The organism is Streptomyces racemochromogenes (assembly GCF_039535215.1).
Lineage (GTDB): Bacteria > Actinomycetota > Actinomycetes > Streptomycetales > Streptomycetaceae > Streptomyces > Streptomyces racemochromogenes.
Map to the genome: position 1 here is coordinate 4,251,946 of NZ_BAAAWT010000001.1, position 19,861 is coordinate 4,271,806.

Below are 19,861 nucleotides of genomic sequence, written 5' to 3' on the forward strand. Positions count from 1 at the left end.
TCCGCTCGCCGTCGGATATGCCGTCGGCGGCCTGGTCGGGCGCCCCCTCCCCCCGCACGCTGCTGTGCTTCACGCGTCCCCCCTCAAGATCACTACTGGTCGGTGTGGTGCCGGTCCTGCCGGCTACCGCCCGTCATACGCCGGCCGGTCGAAAAGATCGGTGGTGCTGGTGCGTGCCGTGCCTAACAGCCGTCCGCCCCCGTGGCGCGGACCGCTCACTTCGCGCAGACCGCCTTGTCCGCCTCGACCCGCTGGAGCCCCTCGGGCGCCTGCTGCGGAGCCTGCGGCGCACCGAGCGGCTTCCCCGGCTCCTTGAAGTCGGCACCCAGTGTCAGCTTCATCGGCGTCCTCGGACCCGCGTCCACGGAACCCATCTTCAGCGCGGCACCGGACAGCCCCATCATGTCCGCCAGCGCCCGGGCCTGGTCGGCCTGGTTCGGGGCGAACTCCAGCTGGGTGGCGCCCAGCCGGGCGGAGGCGTTGCCGTGGTTGCCGGCCTTGAGGACGCCCTTGCTGTTCTGCAGCCAGGTCAGGGTAGTGGAGGCCGATCCCGGGGGCCCACCGCCGTTGTACACGTCCACCCGGACGTCCCCCGCGGGCGCGCGGTTGCCCTGGAGCACCGCGTCCTGCCGGGCCTTGGCGTCGGCGTCGGCCGCTTCCTTCGCCGCCGCCTCCTTCTTCTCGACCTCGGTCAGCGAGACGTCCGCCCGGACCATCCGCAGCAGCTCCTCGGCGGGCGCCGCGTTGAGGACCACGGTCGACTTCCGGTTCGCCGGCTCGTTCGGATTGTCGAGCACCGGGAGCGTGGTGAAGGTGATGTTCTTGAGGTTCATGTCCTTCAACTCACCGGCGAGGTCGGTGAGCTTCCCGATCGACCCCAGCCCCTGGTCCACCGTCAGCGACTTGGTGGCCGCCTCCGCCAGCGACACGAACTTCTTCGGACTGGTCAGCGTCTCCTTGGACTTCATCTCCCGCATCATCGAACCCAGGAACTGCTGCTGGGTCTTGATCCGGTCCAGGTCGCTCTCGTTGCCGAACGCGTGCCGCGTCCGCACGAAGGCCAGCGCCTGCTCGCCCTGGAGCCGGTGCTCGCCCGCCTTCAGGTTCAGCTTGGAATCGCGGTCGTTGACGTCCTTCTCCACGCACACCGGCACCCCGCCCACCGCCGTGCTCAGGTTCTTCACCGCGTTGAAGTCGACCATCATGAAGTTGTCGACCTCGATGCCGGTCAGCTGCTTGACCGTGCGCATCGTGCAGCCCGGGTCGCGCCCCTCCTGGCCCAGGCTGTTGTTGAAGCGGGTGCCCTTGGTGCCCGCGATGTCCTTCACCGAACCGTTCGGCTGCTTCGTCGGGCAGGCCGGGATGTCGGTGATCAGGTCGCGGGGGATGGACAGCGCCGTCGCGTTGGTGCGGTCCTTGGACACGTGGAAGAGGATCGTGGTGTCGGCGTGCCCGACGCTCTCCGCGTCCCCGTAGCCCTCGTTGCCCTTGCCGCTGCGCTTGTCCGTGCCGATCACCAGGATGTTGATCGGCTGGTCCTTCTTGAAGCCGCCGCCGACGCCACCGGTGTCGATGACCTTCAGATTGCCGTTCAGGTGCTCGTAGTAGAGGTACGAGCCCAGCCCGCCGGCGACCAGCAGCAGCGCCAGCGTCCCGCCCGTCGCCACCAGCACCTTCCGCCGCCGGGGCGGACCGCCGCCCTTGCGCGGACGCCCGCCGCGCCGCCCGCCGGGCAGGCCCTCGCCGCGGCGGGGCTTGGGTACGGCCGGGGAGGGAGCGGTCGGCGCGGAGGGAGCCGTGGCGGTCCTGCGGGATCTGCGGGGCGCGGCGACGACGGGCTGCTGCGCTGCGGAATGGCCCAGTCGCAGTTCGTAGTTGCCGGTGCGGGGATTGAGCACCCACTGGTCTGCGGGGTCGATCTCGTCCGCCCGCCCACGGCTTTGCGCATCCACGGTTGCTCGAATCCTCCGTCGGTGCTTCGCGACGCGCCTCCCCCCAGGCACGCGGTCAACGATCCGGCTGCTGGTGCGGGGCCCCTGTCACGGCCCGTGCACCGGATCGCTCACCTTATCCGGCCAGGTCAGCCCCAAACCATGCTGGTGACAAAATCCACTCTCTCTATAACGGGCCAAACCGCCCATCGGGCTCGGCCGGACCCCGGGCTTTTGGATTGCTTTACCGGCAGTCGGCCGCGGCCGCCGTGGTTCCCGTGAAAGTCGGCGCCGGCGTGACCCCCACCGGGCTTCCGCTTCGCGTCGGCGACGGCTCCCGCGAGGCAGCCGCCGGGCCGGTCGCCGTCGCCGGTCCGGCGCTCTCCCGGACCCGCTCCCAGGGCCCCGTACGAGGCTCCGGATCGGGTTCCGGATCGGGCTCCGGCCGGACCCGCGGATCCGGCTCCGCAGAGGTGACCGTCAGCGGGAGGTCCATGCGCAGCTGCCGGAACAACCTTGCCGCGTCCGGCTCGACGAGCTCGTCCCGATTGGGATCCGCCGCGTACGGGCGACGCGGCACGGTCAGGAACTTGACCTGATCAGTCGGTATGTCCCGTACGCCCCGTACGAGTTCATACAGGCCGCGCAACGACGCCAGCCCCGGATCGGTGGTCACCGACGAGGTGGCCGCGTCCAGCAGCGGATACAGCCGCCCCGGGTTCAGCAGCACCCCGTTGCTCTTCACCTTCTCCACCAGCGAGCCCAGGAACTGCTGCTGGCGCTCCATCCGTTCGGTGTCGCTGCCGTCGCCCAGACCGTACCGCGCCCGCACGAAACCGAGCGCCTGCTCACCCTGGAGCAGCTGGCGCCCCGCCGGGAGCCTGAGGTGCGCCTCCCCGTCCACCACCGGCCGCTTCAGGCACACCTCGACCCCGCCGACCGCGTCGACCATCTTCTTGAACCCGCCGAAGTCCACCACCATGTGGTGATCGATCCGGATCCCCGTCAGCCGTTCGACCGTACGGATCGTGCAGGCGGCCCCGCCCCACGAAAACGCCCAGTTGAACTGCGCGAGCCGCTCACCGGTCCGCGTACCGTCCGGCTTCAGGCAGCTCGGGACCTCCACCATCAGGTCCCGCGGTATCGACACCGCGGTCGCGCTCCCGCGGTCCGCCGGCAGGTGCAGCAGGATCGCGGTGTCCGAACGCTGCGTGCCCTCGTCCTGCCCGTAGCGCGAGTTGGCCGTGCCCGACCGGGAGTCCGAGCCGATCAGCAGGATGTTCTGGACGCCCGCCCCGAAGCGCGTCGGCCGCTCGCGCTCGTAGCGCCGCAGCTCGGCCTCGGCGGAGGTGTCCTCCGTGATGTTCCCGTCGAGCTTCGCGTACAGCCACCAGCCCGCCGCCGCGCCCGCCAGCACCAGAAGGACCAGCCCCAGCCCGACCCAGCGCAGCATCCGGCGCCGACGCCCGCGACCACGGCCGCGGCCGTGCGGGGGCGCGCCGCCGCTCCCGGCCGCTCCGCCGTCCGGTATGCCCGCGCTGTCCGCCACTGGCGCTCCATCCCTCGCCCTGCCGGCAACCAGCCGTACGGGTGAGCACGGCCTGGAGCCGATCCTGCCCCCGGGCGAGCCCGACGGCCCGGGGGCAGGGGGCGGGCAAGGGCCATGTGGGTGACAAATCGCGGCGGAGCCCCCGCACGGCCCCCGGAGGGCGCCCTCAGACCCGCAGGGTGACGCGCTCGCTTTCCACGCGCTGCTCCAGCGCCTGCGGCGACAGCGCGTCCAGGTTCCGGCACAGCACCACCGAGCCGCCCGTGGCCAGAGCCCCGTACAGCCCCGCCGACAAACCCTCCCAGCTGTCGTAGCCGAGCCCCGACAGCACCCGGGCGCCCTCGCCGGCGCCCCGGCCGGCCGCGTCGGCCCGCGCCCGCTCGACCACGTCCGCGTGACTGAGCTCCTCGCCGCCCACCACCAGGCCCGGGCCGTCGGCGTCCACCGGCACGAAGGGAGCGAACCGGTCGCCCTGCCCCGGCACCTCCACCGCGTAGTCCGCGAACCCGGCCGGCGGCTGCGGGAACCGCCCGCCCAGCGGACGCAGCGCGAGCGCCACCCGCTCACCGGAGCAGGCGCGTGCCTCCTCCAGGGTGTCGGGCCCGCTCACCACCAGGTCGGCACCGGCGGGATCCCCGCCCACCTCGGCCACCACCCCGACGGACGCACACGCGAGCAGCCACACGGCGCTCTGCCAGTGCGCCGGCAGCAGCAGCGCGAGCCGGTCGCCCGGCTCGGCGCCCAGGTCACCCTGGAGCAGATTGGCGGTCTTGGCCACCCAATTGGCGAAGGTGGCGACGGACAATTCGACGCGCTCGCCCGTGGCGTCGTCGTAGAAGGTCACGAGCGGGCGGCCCGGATCGGCGGCGAGCGCGGATCGCAGCAGGTCGGCAGGGGTGCGGTCAGTGGCGTTCACCCGGCCCAGCGTACGCGGGCCCGTCCCCCGTACGGCGGGTGGCGGCTCGCCCGTACGGGGGTGGGCGGCCGCACTGATCGTCGGACGGATCGTCAGTTCTCCGATGGCGCTTCGTGGAGGCTGTGCCCAGCATCGCTTCCATGCGCGGATTCCTTGCTTCCTCCATCGGCGTCGCGACGGCTGCCGCACTGGCCATGCCGCTCGCGCTGTCCACTCCTGCCCAGGCCGAGTCGGTCCCCGCGGACCCCGCCGGATCCACCCAGTCGCTGCCGCTCGTCCCCCTGGCGCCCTCGGGCGCCCGCATCCCCGGCGTGCCCGCATGAGCGCCGCACCGGACCCGGCCGAGACCCGGGGCCTGGCGGCGCGCGAGGTCAAGACGTTCTCGCTGGTCGGCGTCGTCTGGGACGACGTGAGCACCCCGCTCGTCGGCAGCGTCCAGGTCCGGACCCGCGCGGTCGGCACCCGGCAGTGGTCGGACTGGCAGGACCTCGACACCCACAACGGCGAACACGCCGCCGACCCCGACGCGACGGAACGCGGCACCGGCCGCGTCCGCGGCAGCACCGCCCCGCTGTGGGTCGGCGCCTCCGACGCCGTGGAGATCCGCGTCCAGGCGGAGACCAGCACCCCCCGGGCGGCGTCCCGGCTGCCCTCGGGCATGCGGATCGAACTCGTCGACCCCGGCTCGGCGGCGCCCGTGGAGGTCCTCGACGGCAAGAACGGCACCGGCGGCGCCACGACCCGTCCGGCACAGCACCCCGCGGACGACTCGGACGACGACAAGGGCGACACCGCGGCACAGACCGGCATGACCATGGAGACGGCGGAGGCCTCCTCCGCCAACCTCCCGCACGCCCCCCTCGGCGCCCTGGAGATCCCCGCCCTGAACAAGGCGGACTCCACGGCCGACGCCGTCTTCGCCGCCGACGGCGAACTCACCGCCGCCGCCGCGCCGTACATCGGCCCCCGCCCGAAGATCGTGACCCGGCGCGGCTGGGGCGCGGACGAGTCCCTGCGCGAGACGGGCTTCGTCTACACCAGCACCGTCAAGGCCGCCTTCGTCCACCACACCGCCTCCGGCAACAACTACGCCTGCAAGGACGCCCCGGCGGTGATCCGGAGCCTGTACCGGTACCACGTGGTCAGCAGCGGCTGGCGGGACTTCGGCTACAACTTCGCCGTCGACAAGTGCGGAACGGTCTACGAGGGCCGGGCGGGCGGCGTCGCGAAGCCGGTGCTCGGCGCGCACACCATGGGGTTCAACGCGGACAGCATGGGCATCGCGGTGATCGGCACCTACACCTCCACGGCCCCGCCGGCCCCGGCGGTGGACGCGGTGGCCCGCCTGACGGCCTGGAAGCTGGGCCTCTTCGGAGCCGACCCGAGGGCGAAGACCACCCTCAAGTCGGGCGGCGGCAACCGCTACCCGAAGGGCAGCAACGTCAAGCTGAACGTCATCTCGGGCCACCGCGACGGCTTCGCCACCGAATGCCCGGGCCGCCTCCTCTACAACCAGCTCCCGCCGACGAGAACCACCTCGGCAAAACTCCAGGGGCGGTAGGCGGGGTACGTCGCCTGCGGCGCGAGCCCGCTATCACCCCCTCGAGGGGCGGGGGCAGGGCGGTGGCTGCCCACCCGCCCCCTCGCCTGCGGGCCGAGGGCCGGGGGCGGGTTCCCCTCGGGCGGTCTCATAGCCGGTTGGGGGCTTCCCGTCAGTCCCATCGTCCTTCCGTGTCGTGCCGGCCTGTCAAGGGCGCTCCTTCGTCGCGTCACTTCGTGATCGCCTTCGGCGACCCTTGACAGACCGACCCGCCCCGGAAAGCCGAAAGACTGCCGGGAAACCCCCAAAGAAACGGCACGGTCCAAGGTGGAGGGACGGGTCACTCAGCGATGAGACGAGGGGGCCGGGGCCGGCCCGCCCGACATCCGCCCCCACGTCCGCAATTCCGGACCAGGGGCGCGACAACCCGCACGAGAGGTTGATGCGGGCGACCTGGGAAGCCCCCAGACGCGTCAGATCGCTACGCGCTCCTGCTGGCATGGCGTCCGACGACCGTCCTGGGCTGATGCCTGCACCGTAGGACGAACAGGGCAGCCCACGGGGCCGGTGGACGCGCCAGATCGCTACGCGCTCCTCGCGTCTCGGCGTCCGGCGGCCGGATTTGCCTTGGAATCCCTACCATCGGGGTCATGGCCTCTGAGTGGGAAGTTCGGTTCCGGTCGCTGGACGGTACAGAGCTGGCGGGCACGGTCGCAGCGCCGTCCGAGGCGGCGAGGGGATGCGCCGTGCTGGTGCACGGTGCCGGGGTGACGAGGGAGGAGGGCGGATTCTTCCGCCGCCTGGCCGAAGGGCTCGCAGCATCCGGCTTGCTGTCCCTGCGGTTGGATCTGCGGGCGCACGGGGCGAGCGGAGGTCGTCCGCAGGACATCACCATCGCAGGCGTCTCCAACGACATCCGGGCCGCCGGAGACCAGGTGCGGCGCGAATGGGGGCTCGACGGGCCGCCCCATGTGATCGCGGCTTCCTTCTCCGGTGGAGCGGCCGCCCTGCACGCGGCGTACCGGCCGCAGGACGTGGGCCGGCTGGTGCTCCTGAACCCACGCCTGGACTATCGGGACCGCTACGTGGACAGCCGCCCGTACTTCGAGGGCGACTACATCTCCGGCCGCGCTGCCCGCGATCTGGACGAGCTCGGCTTCTCGGAGAAGTCACCGTTCGCGCTGGGGCGGGCCCTGCACAACGAGGTGTTCTACCTGGATCCGGACGTCTACCTCCGGGCCGTGCGGGCACCGGTCCTGATGGTGCACGGGACGAAGGACACCTTCGTCCCGGTGGAGTCCTCGCGTCGGTACCAGTCCGTCTTCGCGAGCCAGGCCGACCTGATGGAACTGGACGGAGCCCAGCACGGTTTCGCCGTACACGACGACCCCGGTTATGCCGATCCTCAGACCCAGGTCTGGCAGACACAGGTCATCGAGCGGGTGACTCGTTTCCTCACCTCCTAGGCGGTCAGCGCCGTGAGCGCGCAACTCGGAGGCGGTCCGGCGCAGCTCGCCGAGTGCTTGGCCGAAGCCCGGAGCGGCGGCGAGGCTGAGCGCGGACATGCCGGTGGCGGCGGCCTGATCAGGTTCGCCGGCCGCGGCAAGAGCGCCCGACAGGTGGGCGGTGAAGAAGGCCCGGTCCCTGGGCGCGAACGTGCCGTGGGCGAGGTGCTGTCGGAGCAGGTCCGCCGCACGGCCCGGTTGGCCGGCCTCGCGGTGGCTGATCGCGCTCTGAGCCATCAGCCGGTCGAGGGTGTATCCGGCGCAGAGCGGCCCGGTACAGCTCGCGGGTTCGGCACGCCCCGCCCGGCCCAGGGCGTGGTGGGCTGAGTCCAGCGTGCGGGCGACAGTGTCCGGTGGGGCTCCGGTGAGGGCGAGGGCCCGTGCTTCCTGCTGAAGGGCCTCGGCCTGTGCACGGGGCGGCAGCTTCCAGGGGCCGTTGGCCGCAGCGTGGGCGAGGTCAAGCATGCGGGCCGCGTCATGACGGTCGGTGGCCTGGGCTTTTCGGAGCAGGACATAGGCGTGCATGGGTGCATCCCCGTCACGGTCGCCCACTCGACAGCACGATCGTGGAAGAAGACCGTGACGTGTGCCGGGGCTCCCGCGTCCCGGTGGAGCCAGGCGGTGAACTCCGCAGCCCGAGCCCCCACCCGAAGCAGGCCGACGTCGAACTCACCTCAGAGCAACCCTCGACGGCCGCCGGCCGCAGAGATTCGAGGAGCGCGTAGCGATCTGTCGCGCCCACCGACCGGTGGGCTGACCTGGTCGTCCTCTGGTGCGGGTATCAGCCCAGGACGGTCGTCGGACGCTGAGACGGGAGGAGCGCGTAGCGATCTGTCGCCTTGGGGGGTCTGGAGGCCGCCCGGATCAACCTCTCGTGCGGGTAGTCGCGCCCCTGGCCCGGGATCTGGACTCTTGAGGGCCCGGATGCCCGGCGGGCCGGCGTCCGGCCCCTCGCCTCATCCCTGAGGGACCCGTCCGCCCTCCTCTGGACCGTGCCGTTTCTTTGGGGGTTTCCCGGCAGTCTTTCGGCTTTCCGGTTCGGGTCGGTCGGTCAAGGGTGGCCGAAGGCCATCGCGTAGCGACGCGACGAAGGAGCGCCCTTGAGGGACCGGCCCGAACCGGAAGGACGATGGGACTGACGGGAAGCCCCCAACCCGCTCTGATCCGGGCCGTGGGGATACCGCCCCCGCCGGGCTACGCTCGACGCATGGCCGGCCGCTTCAGCCCCTCCACCCCCAGCACCACCACCCCCACCACCCGGACCACCGTCCGGGGTGGTCACACCGCCGTGCCCGCGGGGCGGGGACGGTCCGGCGGGGTGGGCGGGAAGGGGCGGCGCTGGAACCCCGGGACCCCCGTGGATCTCGGGCTGGTGCTGGGGCCGCTGCGGCGGGGGCCCGGGGATCCGACGTTCCGGACCACCCCCGACGGTTCCGTCTGGCGGGCCACCCGTACCCCCGACGGCCCCGCCACGCTCCGGGTCGCCGCGACGCCCGAGGGGGCGGACGCCGAGGCGTGGGGGCCCGGGCGGGACTGGCTGCTGGAGAACCTGCCCGCGCTGCTCGGAGCCGCCGACGATCCAGCCGTCTTCGTACCCCGGCACCGGCTGGTGCACGCCAGTCACCGCCGCAGTCCGGGGCTGCGGCTGACCCGGACCGGGCTGGTGCTGGAGTCGCTGATCCCGACCGTTCTGGAGCAGAAGGTCACCGCCGACGAGGCGTACCGTGCCTGGCGCCGTCTGGTCCGGCAGTACGGGACGCCCGCGCCCGGGCCGCTCGCGGGGGAGCTGTACGTGATGCCCGCCGCCCGGGAGTGGGCGCTGATCCCCTCCTGGGACTGGCACCGGGCCGGGGTGGACATGAAGCGTTCGTCGACCATCGTGCGGGCCGCCCGGGTGGCAGCCCGTCTGGAGGAGGCGGCCGCGATGGAGCCGGGGCCGGCCGCCGCGCGGCTGGAGGCGGTGCCGGGGATCGGGCCGTGGACCTCCGCGGAGACCCTCCAGCGCAGCAACGGCGCACCCGACGCCGTGACCACCGGCGACCTGCACCTGCCCGGCATCATCGGCTACGCCCTCGCCGGTGAGCGGGACGCCGACGACGCCCGGATGCTGGAGCTGCTGGCCCCGTACGAGGGGCAGCGGCACCGCGCGGCCCGGCTCGTGCTGCTGGCGGGGCGCACCCCGCCCCGCCGCATGCCCCGGATGCCGCGCACCGACATCGGCAGGCTCTAGGAAGTCACCGAAGTCACCGAAGTCACCGAAGTCACCGCACCTCGATGAAGGCCTCGGGCGTCCGCGCCGGCCGGTCGGCGGCGGGTGCCGCCGGGCGGCCGACGGCGACGGCCCCCATGGGGTCCCAGTCGTCGGGCAGCGCGAGCACCTTGCGCACCACGTCGCGGCAGAACATCGTCGAGGACACCCACGCCGAGCCGAGCCGCTCGCCGGCCAGGGCGACGAGGAAGTTCTGCACGCCGGCGCCCATGGCGACGACGAACATCTCCCGTTCGGCGGCGTCCCGCCGCGCGTGCCCGTAGTCGTGGGCGCCGTCCGTGACCATGCACGGCACGACCAGGTACGGGGCGTTGCGCAGCACGTCGCCGCGGCGCACCCGCCTGGCGATGGACTCCTCGGACTTGCCGTCGCGCCGCAGGTCGGCGATCCAGGCGTCCCGCATCGCGTCGAGCAGTTCCAGCCGGGCGGCGGCCGACTCCAGCAGGACGAACCGCCAGGGCGTGGTGTGGTGCGGTGCCGGGGCGGTGACGGCCGCGGCCACGGCGCGGCGTACGGCGCCGGGGTCGACGGGGTCGTCGGTGAAGGCGCGTACGGTGCGGCGCTGGGTGACGGCTTCGCGTACGGCTTCGGAGGTGCCGAGGCGGAACATGTCGTCGGCGGGGGCGCGGACCAGGTCGGCGGCGGTGGAGCCGTCGCCGAGTACGTGCGGGAGTCCGCGGACGACGGCCACGGGCAGTCCGGCGGCCTTGCCCTTGACGAGGTCTCCGGCGGCGGCGAGCTCGTCGGCGGTGGCCACTATGGTCGCGCTGAGCGGGTTGCCGTGGGCGTCGGTGCCGCCGCGCAGGTCGTCGAGTACGCGTACCCCGGCGGCGCCGATGGCGACGTCGGTCAGTCCGGAGCGCCAGGGCCGGCCGAAGGTGTCGGTGACGACGACGCCGACGTCGACGCCGAGCGCGGCGCGCAGTCCGGCGCGGATCGCGGCGGCCGAGGCGTCGGGGTCCTCGGGCAGCAGCAGGACGGTGCCGGGTTCGGTGTTGGAGGCGTCGACGCCGGCGGCCGCCATGACCAGTCCGCGGCGGTTCTCGGTGATCCGCAGCGTGCCGCGGCGTGCGACGACGCGTACGGTCTCGGCGTCGATGGCGTCCTCGCGGGAGTCGGCGCGGACGATGCGCCCCTCGGCCTTGGAGACGATCTTCGAGGTGACGAGGAGGACGTCCCCGTCGCGCAGGCCGGGTTCGGCGTCGGCGATGAGGCGGGCGAGGTCGTCGCCGGGCCGGATCTCAGGGATGCCGGGGACGGCCCGCACCTCGTAGGAGGGGACGGTCACCGGGTGGCCTCCGCGAGGTCGAGCGCGGCGCGGGCCATGGCGGCGGTGGCGTCGGTGTCGGTCATCATCAGCGGGACGGCCCGGCAGGGGATGCCGGCGGCTTCGACCTCGGTGACGGCGTCGGCGTCGGAGGTGTCGACGAGCCAGCCGTCGAGGAGGCCGGAGCCGTAGTGGCGGGCGACGGCGGCGGCGGTGGTTTCGACGCCGACGGCGGCGAGGACCTTGTCGGCCATGCCCCGTACGGGTGCTCCGCCGACGATGGGGGAGAGGCCGACGACGGGTGCCGGGGCGGCGGCGAGGGCCTCGCGGATGCCGGGTACGGCGAGGATGGTGCCGATGGAGACGACGGGGTTGGACGGCGGGAAGAGGATGACGTCGGCGCCGGCGATGGCGTCGAGGACGCCGGGGGCGGGCTTGGCCTGTTCGGCGCCGACGGGGACGACGGCTTCGGCGTCGAGGGAGGCGCGGAGCTTGACCCAGTACTCCTGGAAGTGGACGACGCGGCGTTCGCCGGTCTCCGGGTCGGTGACGGCGACGTGGGTCTCGACGCGGTCGTCGGTCATGGGGAGCAGCCGGACGCCGGGCTGCCAGCGGTCGCAGAGGGCTTCGGTGACGGCGCTGAGCGGGTAGCCGGCGCCGGTCATCTGGGTGCGGACGATGTGGGTGGCGAAGTCGCGGTCGCCGAGGCCGAACCAGGTGGGTCCGACCCCGTACGCCGCGAGTTCTTCCTTGACGGTGAAGGACTCGTCGGTGCGGCCCCAGCCCTGGTCCTCGTTGATGCCACCGCCGAGGGTGTACATCACCGTGTCCAGGTCGGGGCAGACCTTCAGCCCGAACAGGTGGATGTCGTCACCGGTGTTGCCGATGACCGTGATGTCCGCGTCGGGGACGGCGGACTTGAGTCCGCGGAGGAAACGGGCGCCGCCGATGCCGCCGGCCAGAACAACAATGCGCATACCCCGCAGTCTGTCAGGCGGGTACGTGCTCCTGGCGGGCCGGGGAGCAGCTGTGCATCGGCATCTCGGTCAGGCCGGGGAAGTAGACGTGCAGGCTGACGGCTCCGTCGAGGGTGTCGTTGACGACCTCGTGGGCGTAGCCGGGGGCGAAGACGCGCTGGGATCCGGCGGCGTGGGTGAGCCGGCCGCGGGGGGTGTGCTCGGTGAGCCGGCCGTCGAGGACGGTGAGGATGCCGGAGGAGCTGCCGTGGTCGTGGAGGCCGCTGCCCTGGCCGGGGACCCAGCTGAGCAGCCAGACCTCGTAGCCGGGTCCGGTGCGCAGGCGGTGGTACCAGCGGGTGGTGGCGTCGTAGCGGACGAGGTGTTCCCAGCTGGCGCGGTCCTCGGCGATGGACCGGGCGAGGCCGGCGAACTCGGCGACGGTGACGGGGTGTTCGCGGGCGGGCTGGAGGAGGTGCTGGACGGCGAGGATGTCGCCGGCGATCTGGAGGTCGCTCTCGACGACGGCGGCCGGCGCGGGCGCGGGGGCGGTGGCCGGGGCCGGGACGACGGTCGCCGGGACGACGGCGGCCGGGGCAGCGGTCGCCGGGGCGGGCGCGGTCGTGGCGGAGGATGCGGAGGCGCTGTTCATCGTGGGGGTGTCCTCGACGGGTGTCAGTCGTGCGGGGCGGTTGCTGTGGGGGAGTGGCCGGAGCTCTGCGGAGCCAGGGGCTCCGGGGGCATCAACAGCTGCAACAGCAACAGCGAACCTGGGCAGCGCGCAGGAACCCACGAATGGGGGTCCAGGTGGCGGCTGCGGGCGCTGACATGAGGACAAGGAGACCGGGCCGAGGGCCGGACTGTCAACCCAATGTCCGGTTTGTGGGAAAAGTTTCACCTCATCCGGTTACTGTGCGCGGAGAAAGGTTTGTGCACTCACGGCCCGGGGATGTGCCGCTCCGACTCGACGGGAACCGAGATCAAACCCGTGGGCGTCACTCGTGATCGGAATGTGATCTCGGCTGCATCTTCGGCCGAATCGCAACCCCTCCTGAGAGTGACGCGTCGACCTCGAACGAGGGCGGCAGCCGCGGACAGCCTGTGGCTTGTGTCACGATTTTTGGCGATATGAACACTTTCTGTATACGCTTGGTTCCGCAGAGTGAATAAGGGCCCCAATAGCAGATCTCGGCTTGACTGCACAGGAGCCACACACTTGTAATTTCACTCGTGTCGTTGCTCGGCGATCAGTAACGGCAACATCACGGGGACGCACAGACAGAGCGAGGGGCGCACATGACCGAGCTGTTTCAGGAACTGCTGGTCGAAGAGGCGGACGAGGAGCTCGGTTGGCAGGAGCGCGCACTGTGCGCGCAGACCGACCCCGAATCCTTCTTTCCCGAGAAGGGCGGCTCCACCCGCGAAGCCAAGAAGGTCTGCCTCGCCTGCGAGGTCCGCTCCGAATGCCTCGAGTACGCCCTCGCCAACGACGAGCGATTCGGCATCTGGGGCGGTCTGTCCGAGCGCGAGCGGCGCCGGCTGAAAAAGGCCGCGGTCTGAGAGCGGCGACGACCGGCGATCCGAAACGGTCCCGGAGCACCACCGAAAGCAACGTCAAACAACGTCAGACCGAGCAAACGGTCCGCCTCCCGCACCTTCCCCGCAGGAGGCGGACCGTCGCGTTCCGGACCTTCTTCCGACGCGGCATACCCTCCCCTTCCCAGCCGTTAGTGTGGGGCGCTGTCCAGCAGCCTCCGAGGGCACAACACCCCCGGATCCCCAGGCCGGAGGGCCCGTACCGCGATGTCCCCGCACAGCAGCTCGCCGGCCTCCCCGCAGGCGGCCGCCACCCCCGAGTTCCCCCGGCACGTCGTCACCGCGGTCCTCGTCGCGCACGACGGAGCCCGCTGGCTGCCCGAGACCCTCGCCGGACTCCTCACCCAGGAACGCCCCGCGCAGAACCACGTCGCCGCCGACACCGGCAGCGCCGACGACTCCGCCCGCCTCCTCGCCGAAGCCCTCGGCGACGACCGCGTCCTGCACCTCGCCCGCCGCACCGGATTCGGCGCCGCCGTCGACGAAGCCGCCCGCAGCGCCGGCACCCTCACCCCCGACGAACTCCCCTACCTCAAGCGCCCCAGCGGCTGGGACCCCGTCAGCCGCACCTGGCGCGACGACGCCTACGACCTCCCCGACCTCCCCCACGGCGAACCCGTCCAGTGGCTCTGGCTGCTCCACGACGACAGCGCACCCGAACCCGACGCCCTCACCGAACTCCTGCGCGTCGCCGACGGCAACCCCGACGCCGCCGTCATCGGCCCCAAGCTCCGCGGCTGGTACGACCGCAGGCAACTCCTCGAAGCCGGCGTCACCATCGCCCGCAGCGGCCGCCGCTGGACCGGCCTCGACCGCCGCGAACAGGACCAGGGCCAGCACGACCAGGTCCGCCCCGTCCTCTCCGTCTCCACCGCCGGCATGCTCGTACGCCGCGACGTGTACGACGCCCTCGGCGGCTTCGACCGCCGACTGCCCCTGATGCGCGACGACGTCGACCTCTGCTGGCGCGCCCACAGCGCCGGCCACACCGTCCTCGTCGCCCCCGACGCCGTGCTGCGGCACGCCGAGGCCGCCTCCCGCGAACGCCGCACCGTCGACTGCGCCGGCCGCTCCGCCGTCAGCCCCCACCGCGTCGACAAGGCCGGCGCCGTCCACACCCTGCTGGCCAACACCCCCGGCCGCGCCCTGCCCTACGTCCTGCTGCGCCTGGTCCTCGGCACCCTGCTGCGCACCCTCGGCTACCTCCTCGGCAAAGCCCCCGGCCAGGCCGTCGACGAACTCACCGGCCTCCTCGCCACCCTGCTCCGGCCCGGCCGGATCCTCACCGCCCGCAGGGCGCGCCGCCGCCCCGCCGTCCCCGCCGCCGAACTCCGCCCCCTCTTCCCCCCGCCCGGCGCCACTCTGCGCGCCGGCGCCGAACAGCTCGCCGCCCACCTCGGCTCCGCACGCGACAGCGACCCCGCCCCCGCCGGCCGGCACGGCGCCGGCCTCGAACCCGGCCCCGGCGGCGACGACACCGACTACCCCGAAGCCGACCGGCCCGGCCGGCTCAAGCGGATCGCCCGCAACCCCTCACCCGCCCTCCTCGCCGGACTCCTCCTCGTCTCCCTCGTCGCCTGCCGCGCCCTCATCGGCGGCGGCAGCCTCACGGGCGGCGCCCTGCTCCCCGCCCCCTCCGGCGCGGGCGGCCTCTGGCACACCTACACCGGCGAATGGCAGCCCGTCGGCACCGGCACCACCGCCGGAGCACCCCCCTACCTCGCGGTCCTCGCCGGCCTCTCCGCCCTGTTCCTCGGCTCCACCCAGGCCGCCCTGACCCTGCTCCTGGTCTTCTCGGTCCCCCTCGCCGGCCTCACCGCCTACTTCGCCTCCCGGCCCCTGGTCACCTCCCGCCTGCTGCGCGCCTGGGCCGCCGTCGGCTACGCCTTCCTCCCCGCCGTCACCGGCGCCCTCGCCGGCGGCCGCCTCGGCACCGCCGTCCTCGCCGTACTCCTGCCGCTCATCGCCCGCTCCGCCGCCACCGCCCACGGCTTCACCGACACCGAGCCCGGCAGCGGCCGCCGCGCCGTGTGGACGTACGCCCTCCTGCTCACCCTGGCCACCGCCTTCACCCCCGTCGCGTGGCCCCTCGCCGCCGTCCTCGGCACCGCCGCCGTCCTCGCGCGCCGCGCGCACCGGAAGACGTACGCCCCCCGCCTGCTGGCCGTCCTCGCCGTCCCCCTCGCCGTCCTCGCCCCCTGGTCCCTCGGCCTCCTCGCCCACCCCGGCCGCTTCCTGCGCGAAGCCGGACTGCCCTACGGCACCGGCTCCGCCACCCCCCTCGGCCTCCTCACCGCCGACCCCGGCGGCCCCGGCACCACCGGCGCGTTCCTGCTCGCCGGCGTCCTGCTCGCCGCCCTCGCCGCCCTGCTCCGCGCCGACCGGCGGTTCGCCGTCGGCACCGCATGGACCGCCGCCCTCGCCGGACTGTTCCTCGCCGTCCTCCTGGACCGCACCGGCTGGGCCGGCCCCGGCACCCTCCTGTACGGGCTCGGACTCCTCGCGGCCGCCGCACTCGGCGCGGACGGCGCCAAGTACCGCGTCGCCGCCCGCAGCTTCGGCTGGCGCCAGCCGCTCGCCGCCCTGACCGCACTCGCCGCCGCGGCCGGCCCGCTGCTCCTCGCCGCGGCCTGGGCCGCGGCCGGCGCCGACGGACCCCTCAAGCGGCGCGACCCCGTCCAGGTCCCGGCCGTCGTCGCCGAGCACTCGGGCGACACCAACCGCACCCGCACGCTGGTCCTCGGCGGAGACTCGCCCGCCACCGTCTCCTACGCCCTGGTCCGCGGCTCCGGCGCCCGCCTCGGCGACGGCGAACTCCTCGCCGCCGCCGGCCCCGAACCCCGCCTCGCCAAAGCCGTCTCCAGCCTGGTCTCCGGCTCCGGAGCCAACCAGTCCGAGCAGCTCAGCGCCTTCGCCGTGCGCTACGTGATGATCCCGGCCGGCGGCTCCGCCCCCATGCGCCGCATCCTCGACGGCACCCCCGGCCTCAAACAGCGCCACCAGAACGACGGCACCGCCCTGTGGGAGGTCGAACGGCTCACCTCCCGCGTCGCGATCGTCCCCGCCCGCCAGGGCCAGACCGCCACCCTCACCGTCGAGGCCGGCCCCGTCGAGGTCCACGCCGACCTCCCCGCCGGCCCCGAGGGCCGCACCCTGCGCATCGCCGACCGGGCCGACGCCGGCTGGCGGGCCACCCTCGACGGCGAACCCCTCACCCCCCGGACCGTCGACGGCTGGGCCCAGGGCTTCGCCCTGCCCACCGACGCCGGCCACCTCGACCTCGTCCACCAGGACTCCTTCCCCCGCACCGCCTGGCACTGGGCGCAGGGCACCCTCGCCCTGCTGCTCCTCGTGATGGCCCTGCCCGGCCGCCGCGCCCGCCTCGACGACGACCTGCCCGAGGAGACCGCCCCCGACGCCGCCCCCGGGGACGGCGCCGGCGAGCCCGGCCACGGCCGCCGCCGCCGCACCGGGCCGGCCGCCGCGCCCGACCCGGAGCCGGTCCCCGCCGAGGCCGTCGTCGACCCGTACGCGCAGATCCCCGCGCAGCAGGTGTACGGCGAGGAGTCGTACGCCTACCAGGAGCCCCACCCGTACGAGGCGCGGCAGCCGCACCAGCCGGAGCCCGCCCCCGACGCCTACAGCCCGTATCCCCCGACCGGGGGACAGCCGCACTTCCCGCAGCAACAGCAGCCCCACCCGTACGAGTACGAGCAGCAGTACGACGCCTACGGACAGCACCACCCGCGTCCGGACGGGAGCAACCAGTGAAGCAGCGCGCCCCCCTGACGCTCGCGGCCGTGACGGCGGCGCTGGCCGCCGCCACCGGGCTGGCCTTCCTCACCGCCCCCGCCGCCACCCCGGCCGGCGGCGCGGGACGGGCGGCCGCCGCCCGGATGCCGGTGGAACGGTCGGTGCTGGTGTGCCCCGCCCCCAGCTCCTCGGACATCGCCGAGACCACGTACACCTCCCTCACCCCCGGCAAGGGAGGCGCCGCCGGCCCGGCCCGGCTCGCCGACAAGGACGGCAAGGCGGTCCTCGACCTCAAGGAGCCGGGCAAGCCCGTCGCGGCCACCGCCTCCGGCGCGGAGGCACCGGCGCTGACGGGCGCCGCCCAGGGCGCCCTGGCCCCCGGCTGGACCGCCCAGCAGACCACCAAGGTGTCCGCCGGCCACGCGCGCGGCCTCCTCGGGCTGGCCTGCACCGCGCCCGGCACCGACTTCTGGTTCCCCGGCGTCAGCACCGCCAAGGGCCGCCAGGACTACGTCCACCTCACCAACCCCGACGACACCGTCGCCGAGGTGGCCGTCAAGCTGCACGGCCCCGACGGCCTGCTCAAGGACAAGCCGGGCATCGCCGACCCCGTGTACGACGTCGCCCCCCGGTCCACCACCAAGGTGTCGCTGTCCCAGCTGGCCCCCGACAGCCTGCTCGCGGACGCCACCGCGCACGTCACGGCGCGTTCCGGCCGGGTCGGCGCCTCCGTCCACGTGGCCGAGGACGGCACCGGCGCCGACTGGCTCCCGGCCTCCGCGGGCCCGGCGGACACCCTGGTCCTGCCCGGCATCCCCGCCGACACCACCTCCGTACGGCTGGTCGCCTTCGCCCCCGGCGAGGACGACGCCGACCTCACCGTGAAGCTGTCCGGCCCCACCGGCCCCATCAACCCGGCCGGCCGGGAACGCCTCCACCTCAAGGGCGGCATGACCGAGACCCTGGACCTCGGCGACGTCACCCGGGGCGAGGCCGGCTCCCTGCTGCTGGCCCCCGCCGACCCGAAGAAGGCCGTACCCGTCGTCGCCGCCCTGCGCGTGGTCCGCGGCACCGCCGCCAAGCAGGAGCTGGCCTTCGTCCCCGCGAGCACGCCCGTCGGCGAGCGGGCCACCGTCGCCGACAACCGGGCCGACGACAAGGCCACCGTCCTCACCCTCACCGCCTCCGGCGCCGACGCGAAGGTCCGCGTCACCGCCTCCCCGGGCACCGAGGGCGGGCAGGGCGCCGCCACGGAGATCACCCTCAAGGGCGGTACCACCCGCGCGGTCACCCCGCCGGCCCCCACCGGCGGCAAGGGCCCCTACGCCCTGACCGTCGAGACCCTGTCCGGCGGCCCCGTCCACGCGGCCCGCACCCTGACCCTGCCGCACGACGGGATCCCGATGTTCACCGTCCAGGCCTTCGGCGACGACCGCTCCACGGTCTCCGTCCCCCGGGCCGCCGAGGACCCCTCGATCCTGCTGCGCTGAAACCGGGTGCCGAAACCGGGTACGGGCGGGGCGTCAGTCCTGCCCGTACCGGGGGTCCACCGTCTCCGGCGACAGCCCCAGCAGCTCCGCGACCTGCTCCACCACGATCTCGTGCACCAGCAGCGCCCGTTCGTCCCGCGTCTTGGCCCGGATCTCCACCGGCCGCCGGAACACCACGATCCGCGCCGGCTTCCCGTCCCGGGCCTCCACCAGCCCGCCCAGCGGCACCGCCTCGTCGTTCCAGCCCGCGTCGGGCCCGCCCGGCGGCCCCGGCACGTCCGCGATGACGAACTCCACCTCGGCCAGCTGCGTCCAGCGCCGCTCCAGCCGCTCCACGGAATCCCGTACGAGGTCCCCGAACAGCTCCGCCCGGCTCGCGGACAGCGGCACCTGCGGCGGGGCCAGCGGCCCGCGCATGCCCCGGCCGTGCCGGTCGCGCCGCCGCTGGCGCGGCTCGGAAGGGGCCGCGGCGGGGACCGCCGGGCGGGGAGGAAGCGAACTGTCCGTCACCCCCGCAGGGTAGCCCGCACGCCACGGCCAGGACCCGATACGGTCACGACCTGGTGTCACGTCGGCCAAGATCGGGCCGCGTTACGGACCCGTTGCCCCTCTTCGTCACCCGTGGCACGGCCCGGACGGAGTACGACACGGGAGGACGGCCGGGGGGCGAGTCGTCGCGGCCCGGTCAAGAGTGCGGTACCGTCCAACGTCGTGAGCCTTGTACGTCGCTGTTCGCGCACCGCGTGCGGCCGCCCTGCCGTCGCCACACTGACGTACGTCTACGCCGACTCGACCGCAGTTCTCGGCCCGCTCGCCACCTACGCCGAACCCCACTGCTATGACCTGTGCGCCGAGCACTCCGAGCGCCTGACCGCCCCGCGCGGCTGGGAAGTCGTGCGCCTGTCGGACGGTTCCGGCCCGTCCCGCCCCAGCGGCGACGACCTCGAAGCCCTGGCCAACGCGGTCCGCGAGGCGGCCCGTCCGCCCGAGCGCGCGGCCGAGGCCGGCGGGTCCGGACCGGGTGCCCCGGTGGCCGGCGAGACGCGTCGCGGACACCTGCGCGTCCTCCGTTCGCCCGATTCCTGACGT

General features: G+C 73.8%; 16 protein-coding genes. 9 read left to right on the top strand and 7 right to left on the bottom strand.

The genetic code is table 11. The annotated features are described in order from the left end of the window. Window positions 1-215: 215 nt before the first annotated feature. The 3 genes from ABD973_RS19710 to ABD973_RS19720 form a co-directional block, all read right to left on the bottom strand. Window positions 216-1,952 (bottom strand): LCP family protein, encoded by a 1,737-nt coding sequence (locus tag ABD973_RS19710; RefSeq protein WP_125821315.1) that lies wholly within the window; start codon window positions 1,950-1,952, stop codon window positions 216-218. Between the two features lie 223 nt (window positions 1,953-2,175). Further along, window positions 2,176-3,480, bottom strand: coding sequence for an LCP family protein (locus ABD973_RS19715; RefSeq protein WP_345501212.1), 1,305 nt, complete (start codon window positions 3,478-3,480; stop codon window positions 2,176-2,178). A 166-nt stretch (window positions 3,481-3,646) separates the two neighbouring features. Then, a complete protein-coding gene (locus ABD973_RS19720; protein WP_125595561.1) occupies window positions 3,647-4,396 on the bottom strand; it encodes a TIGR03089 family protein in 750 nt (249 codons plus the stop codon). Window positions 4,397-4,536: 140 nt separating this feature from the next. Here ABD973_RS19720 and ABD973_RS34780 point away from each other — a divergent pair, with 140 nt between their 5' ends. The 5 genes from ABD973_RS34780 (at window position 4,537) to ABD973_RS19740 (ending at window position 9,671) form a co-directional block, all read left to right on the top strand. Further along, window positions 4,537-4,719 carry a hypothetical protein gene (locus ABD973_RS34780; RefSeq protein WP_425586111.1) on the top strand — a complete coding sequence of 61 codons (183 nt, stop codon included), beginning with the start codon at window positions 4,537-4,539 and terminating at the stop codon, window positions 4,717-4,719. Next, on the top strand, window positions 4,716-5,957 hold the full coding sequence (locus ABD973_RS19725; protein ID WP_425586112.1) for a peptidoglycan recognition protein family protein: 1,242 nt from the start codon (window positions 4,716-4,718) through the stop codon (window positions 5,955-5,957). Before ABD973_RS34780 ends, ABD973_RS19725 begins: the two co-directional genes overlap by 4 nt. 629 nt (window positions 5,958-6,586) lie before the next feature. Continuing rightward, entirely contained in the window at window positions 6,587-7,402 is an 816-nt protein-coding gene (locus tag ABD973_RS19730) for an alpha/beta hydrolase (RefSeq protein ID WP_345501215.1), read from the top strand. Window positions 7,403-7,414: 12 nt separating this feature from the next. After that, entirely contained in the window at window positions 7,415-7,768 is a 354-nt protein-coding gene (locus tag ABD973_RS19735) for a hypothetical protein (protein WP_345501217.1), read from the top strand. A gap of 880 nt (window positions 7,769-8,648) precedes the next feature. After that, window positions 8,649-9,671 carry a DNA-3-methyladenine glycosylase family protein gene (locus ABD973_RS19740; protein WP_345501219.1) on the top strand — a complete coding sequence of 341 codons (1,023 nt, stop codon included), beginning with the start codon at window positions 8,649-8,651 and terminating at the stop codon, window positions 9,669-9,671. A gap of 31 nt (window positions 9,672-9,702) precedes the next feature. On the opposite strand, the gene ABD973_RS19745 is transcribed toward ABD973_RS19740, so the two are convergent. Genes ABD973_RS19745 through ABD973_RS19755 form a run of 3 tightly spaced genes read right to left on the bottom strand, consistent with a single transcriptional unit; the run spans window position 9,703 to window position 12,585 of the window. After that, window positions 9,703-10,998, bottom strand: coding sequence for a coenzyme F420-0:L-glutamate ligase (locus tag ABD973_RS19745; protein WP_125821311.1), 1,296 nt, complete (start codon window positions 10,996-10,998; stop codon window positions 9,703-9,705). Continuing rightward, window positions 10,995-11,954 (bottom strand): 2-phospho-L-lactate transferase, encoded by a 960-nt coding sequence (gene cofD / locus ABD973_RS19750; RefSeq protein ID WP_345501222.1) that lies wholly within the window; start codon window positions 11,952-11,954, stop codon window positions 10,995-10,997. Before cofD ends, ABD973_RS19745 begins: the two co-directional genes overlap by 4 nt. A 13-nt stretch (window positions 11,955-11,967) precedes the next feature. Then, on the bottom strand, window positions 11,968-12,585 hold the full coding sequence (locus ABD973_RS19755) for a cysteine dioxygenase (protein WP_345501224.1): 618 nt from the start codon (window positions 12,583-12,585) through the stop codon (window positions 11,968-11,970). 644 nt (window positions 12,586-13,229) lie between these two features. On the opposite strand from ABD973_RS19755, the gene ABD973_RS19760 reads away from it, so the two are divergent. The 3 genes from ABD973_RS19760 to ABD973_RS19770 all read left to right on the top strand — a co-directional run bounded on the left by ABD973_RS19760 (window position 13,230) and on the right by ABD973_RS19770 (window position 18,772). Beyond that, window positions 13,230-13,493 carry a WhiB family transcriptional regulator gene (locus ABD973_RS19760; protein ID WP_003983763.1) on the top strand — a complete coding sequence of 88 codons (264 nt, stop codon included), beginning with the start codon at window positions 13,230-13,232 and terminating at the stop codon, window positions 13,491-13,493. Between the two features lie 243 nt (window positions 13,494-13,736). Continuing rightward, window positions 13,737-17,300 carry a glycosyltransferase gene (locus ABD973_RS19765; RefSeq protein WP_345501226.1) on the top strand — a complete coding sequence of 1,188 codons (3,564 nt, stop codon included), beginning with the start codon at window positions 13,737-13,739 and terminating at the stop codon, window positions 17,298-17,300. Continuing rightward, the gene (locus ABD973_RS19770) at window positions 17,297-18,772 is read left to right on the top strand and encodes a DUF5719 family protein (protein WP_345501228.1); all 1,476 of its coding nucleotides are present in this window, start codon (window positions 17,297-17,299) and stop codon (window positions 18,770-18,772) included. Before ABD973_RS19765 ends, ABD973_RS19770 begins: the two co-directional genes overlap by 4 nt. 33 nt (window positions 18,773-18,805) lie before the next feature. On the opposite strand, the gene ABD973_RS19775 is transcribed toward ABD973_RS19770, so the two are convergent. Next, complete coding sequence (locus ABD973_RS19775) at window positions 18,806-19,282, bottom strand: metallopeptidase family protein (protein WP_386382332.1); 477 nt, start codon at window positions 19,280-19,282, stop codon at window positions 18,806-18,808. Between the two features lie 111 nt (window positions 19,283-19,393). On the opposite strand from ABD973_RS19775, the gene ABD973_RS19780 reads away from it, so the two are divergent. Next, the gene (locus ABD973_RS19780; protein WP_125603737.1) at window positions 19,394-19,858 is read left to right on the top strand and encodes a DUF3499 domain-containing protein; all 465 of its coding nucleotides are present in this window, start codon (window positions 19,394-19,396) and stop codon (window positions 19,856-19,858) included. The last annotated feature ends 3 nt before the right edge of the window (window positions 19,859-19,861 follow it).

Coding starts and splice junctions, on each gene's coding strand:
- ABD973_RS34780 (WP_425586111.1), top strand. CDS start 4,537: ATGCGCGGATTCCTTGCTTCCTCCATCGGCGTCGCGACGGCTGCCGCA.
- ABD973_RS19725 (WP_425586112.1), top strand. CDS start 4,716: ATGAGCGCCGCACCGGACCCGGCCGAGACCCGGGGCCTGGCGGCGCGC.
- ABD973_RS19730 (WP_345501215.1), top strand. CDS start 6,587: ATGGCCTCTGAGTGGGAAGTTCGGTTCCGGTCGCTGGACGGTACAGAG.
- ABD973_RS19740 (WP_345501219.1), top strand. CDS start 8,649: ATGGCCGGCCGCTTCAGCCCCTCCACCCCCAGCACCACCACCCCCACC.
- cofD (WP_345501222.1), bottom strand. CDS start 11,954: ATGCGCATTGTTGTTCTGGCCGGCGGCATCGGCGGCGCCCGTTTCCTC.
- ABD973_RS19755 (WP_345501224.1), bottom strand. CDS start 12,585: ATGAACAGCGCCTCCGCATCCTCCGCCACGACCGCGCCCGCCCCGGCG.
- ABD973_RS19760 (WP_003983763.1), top strand. CDS start 13,230: ATGACCGAGCTGTTTCAGGAACTGCTGGTCGAAGAGGCGGACGAGGAG.
- ABD973_RS19765 (WP_345501226.1), top strand. CDS start 13,737: ATGTCCCCGCACAGCAGCTCGCCGGCCTCCCCGCAGGCGGCCGCCACC.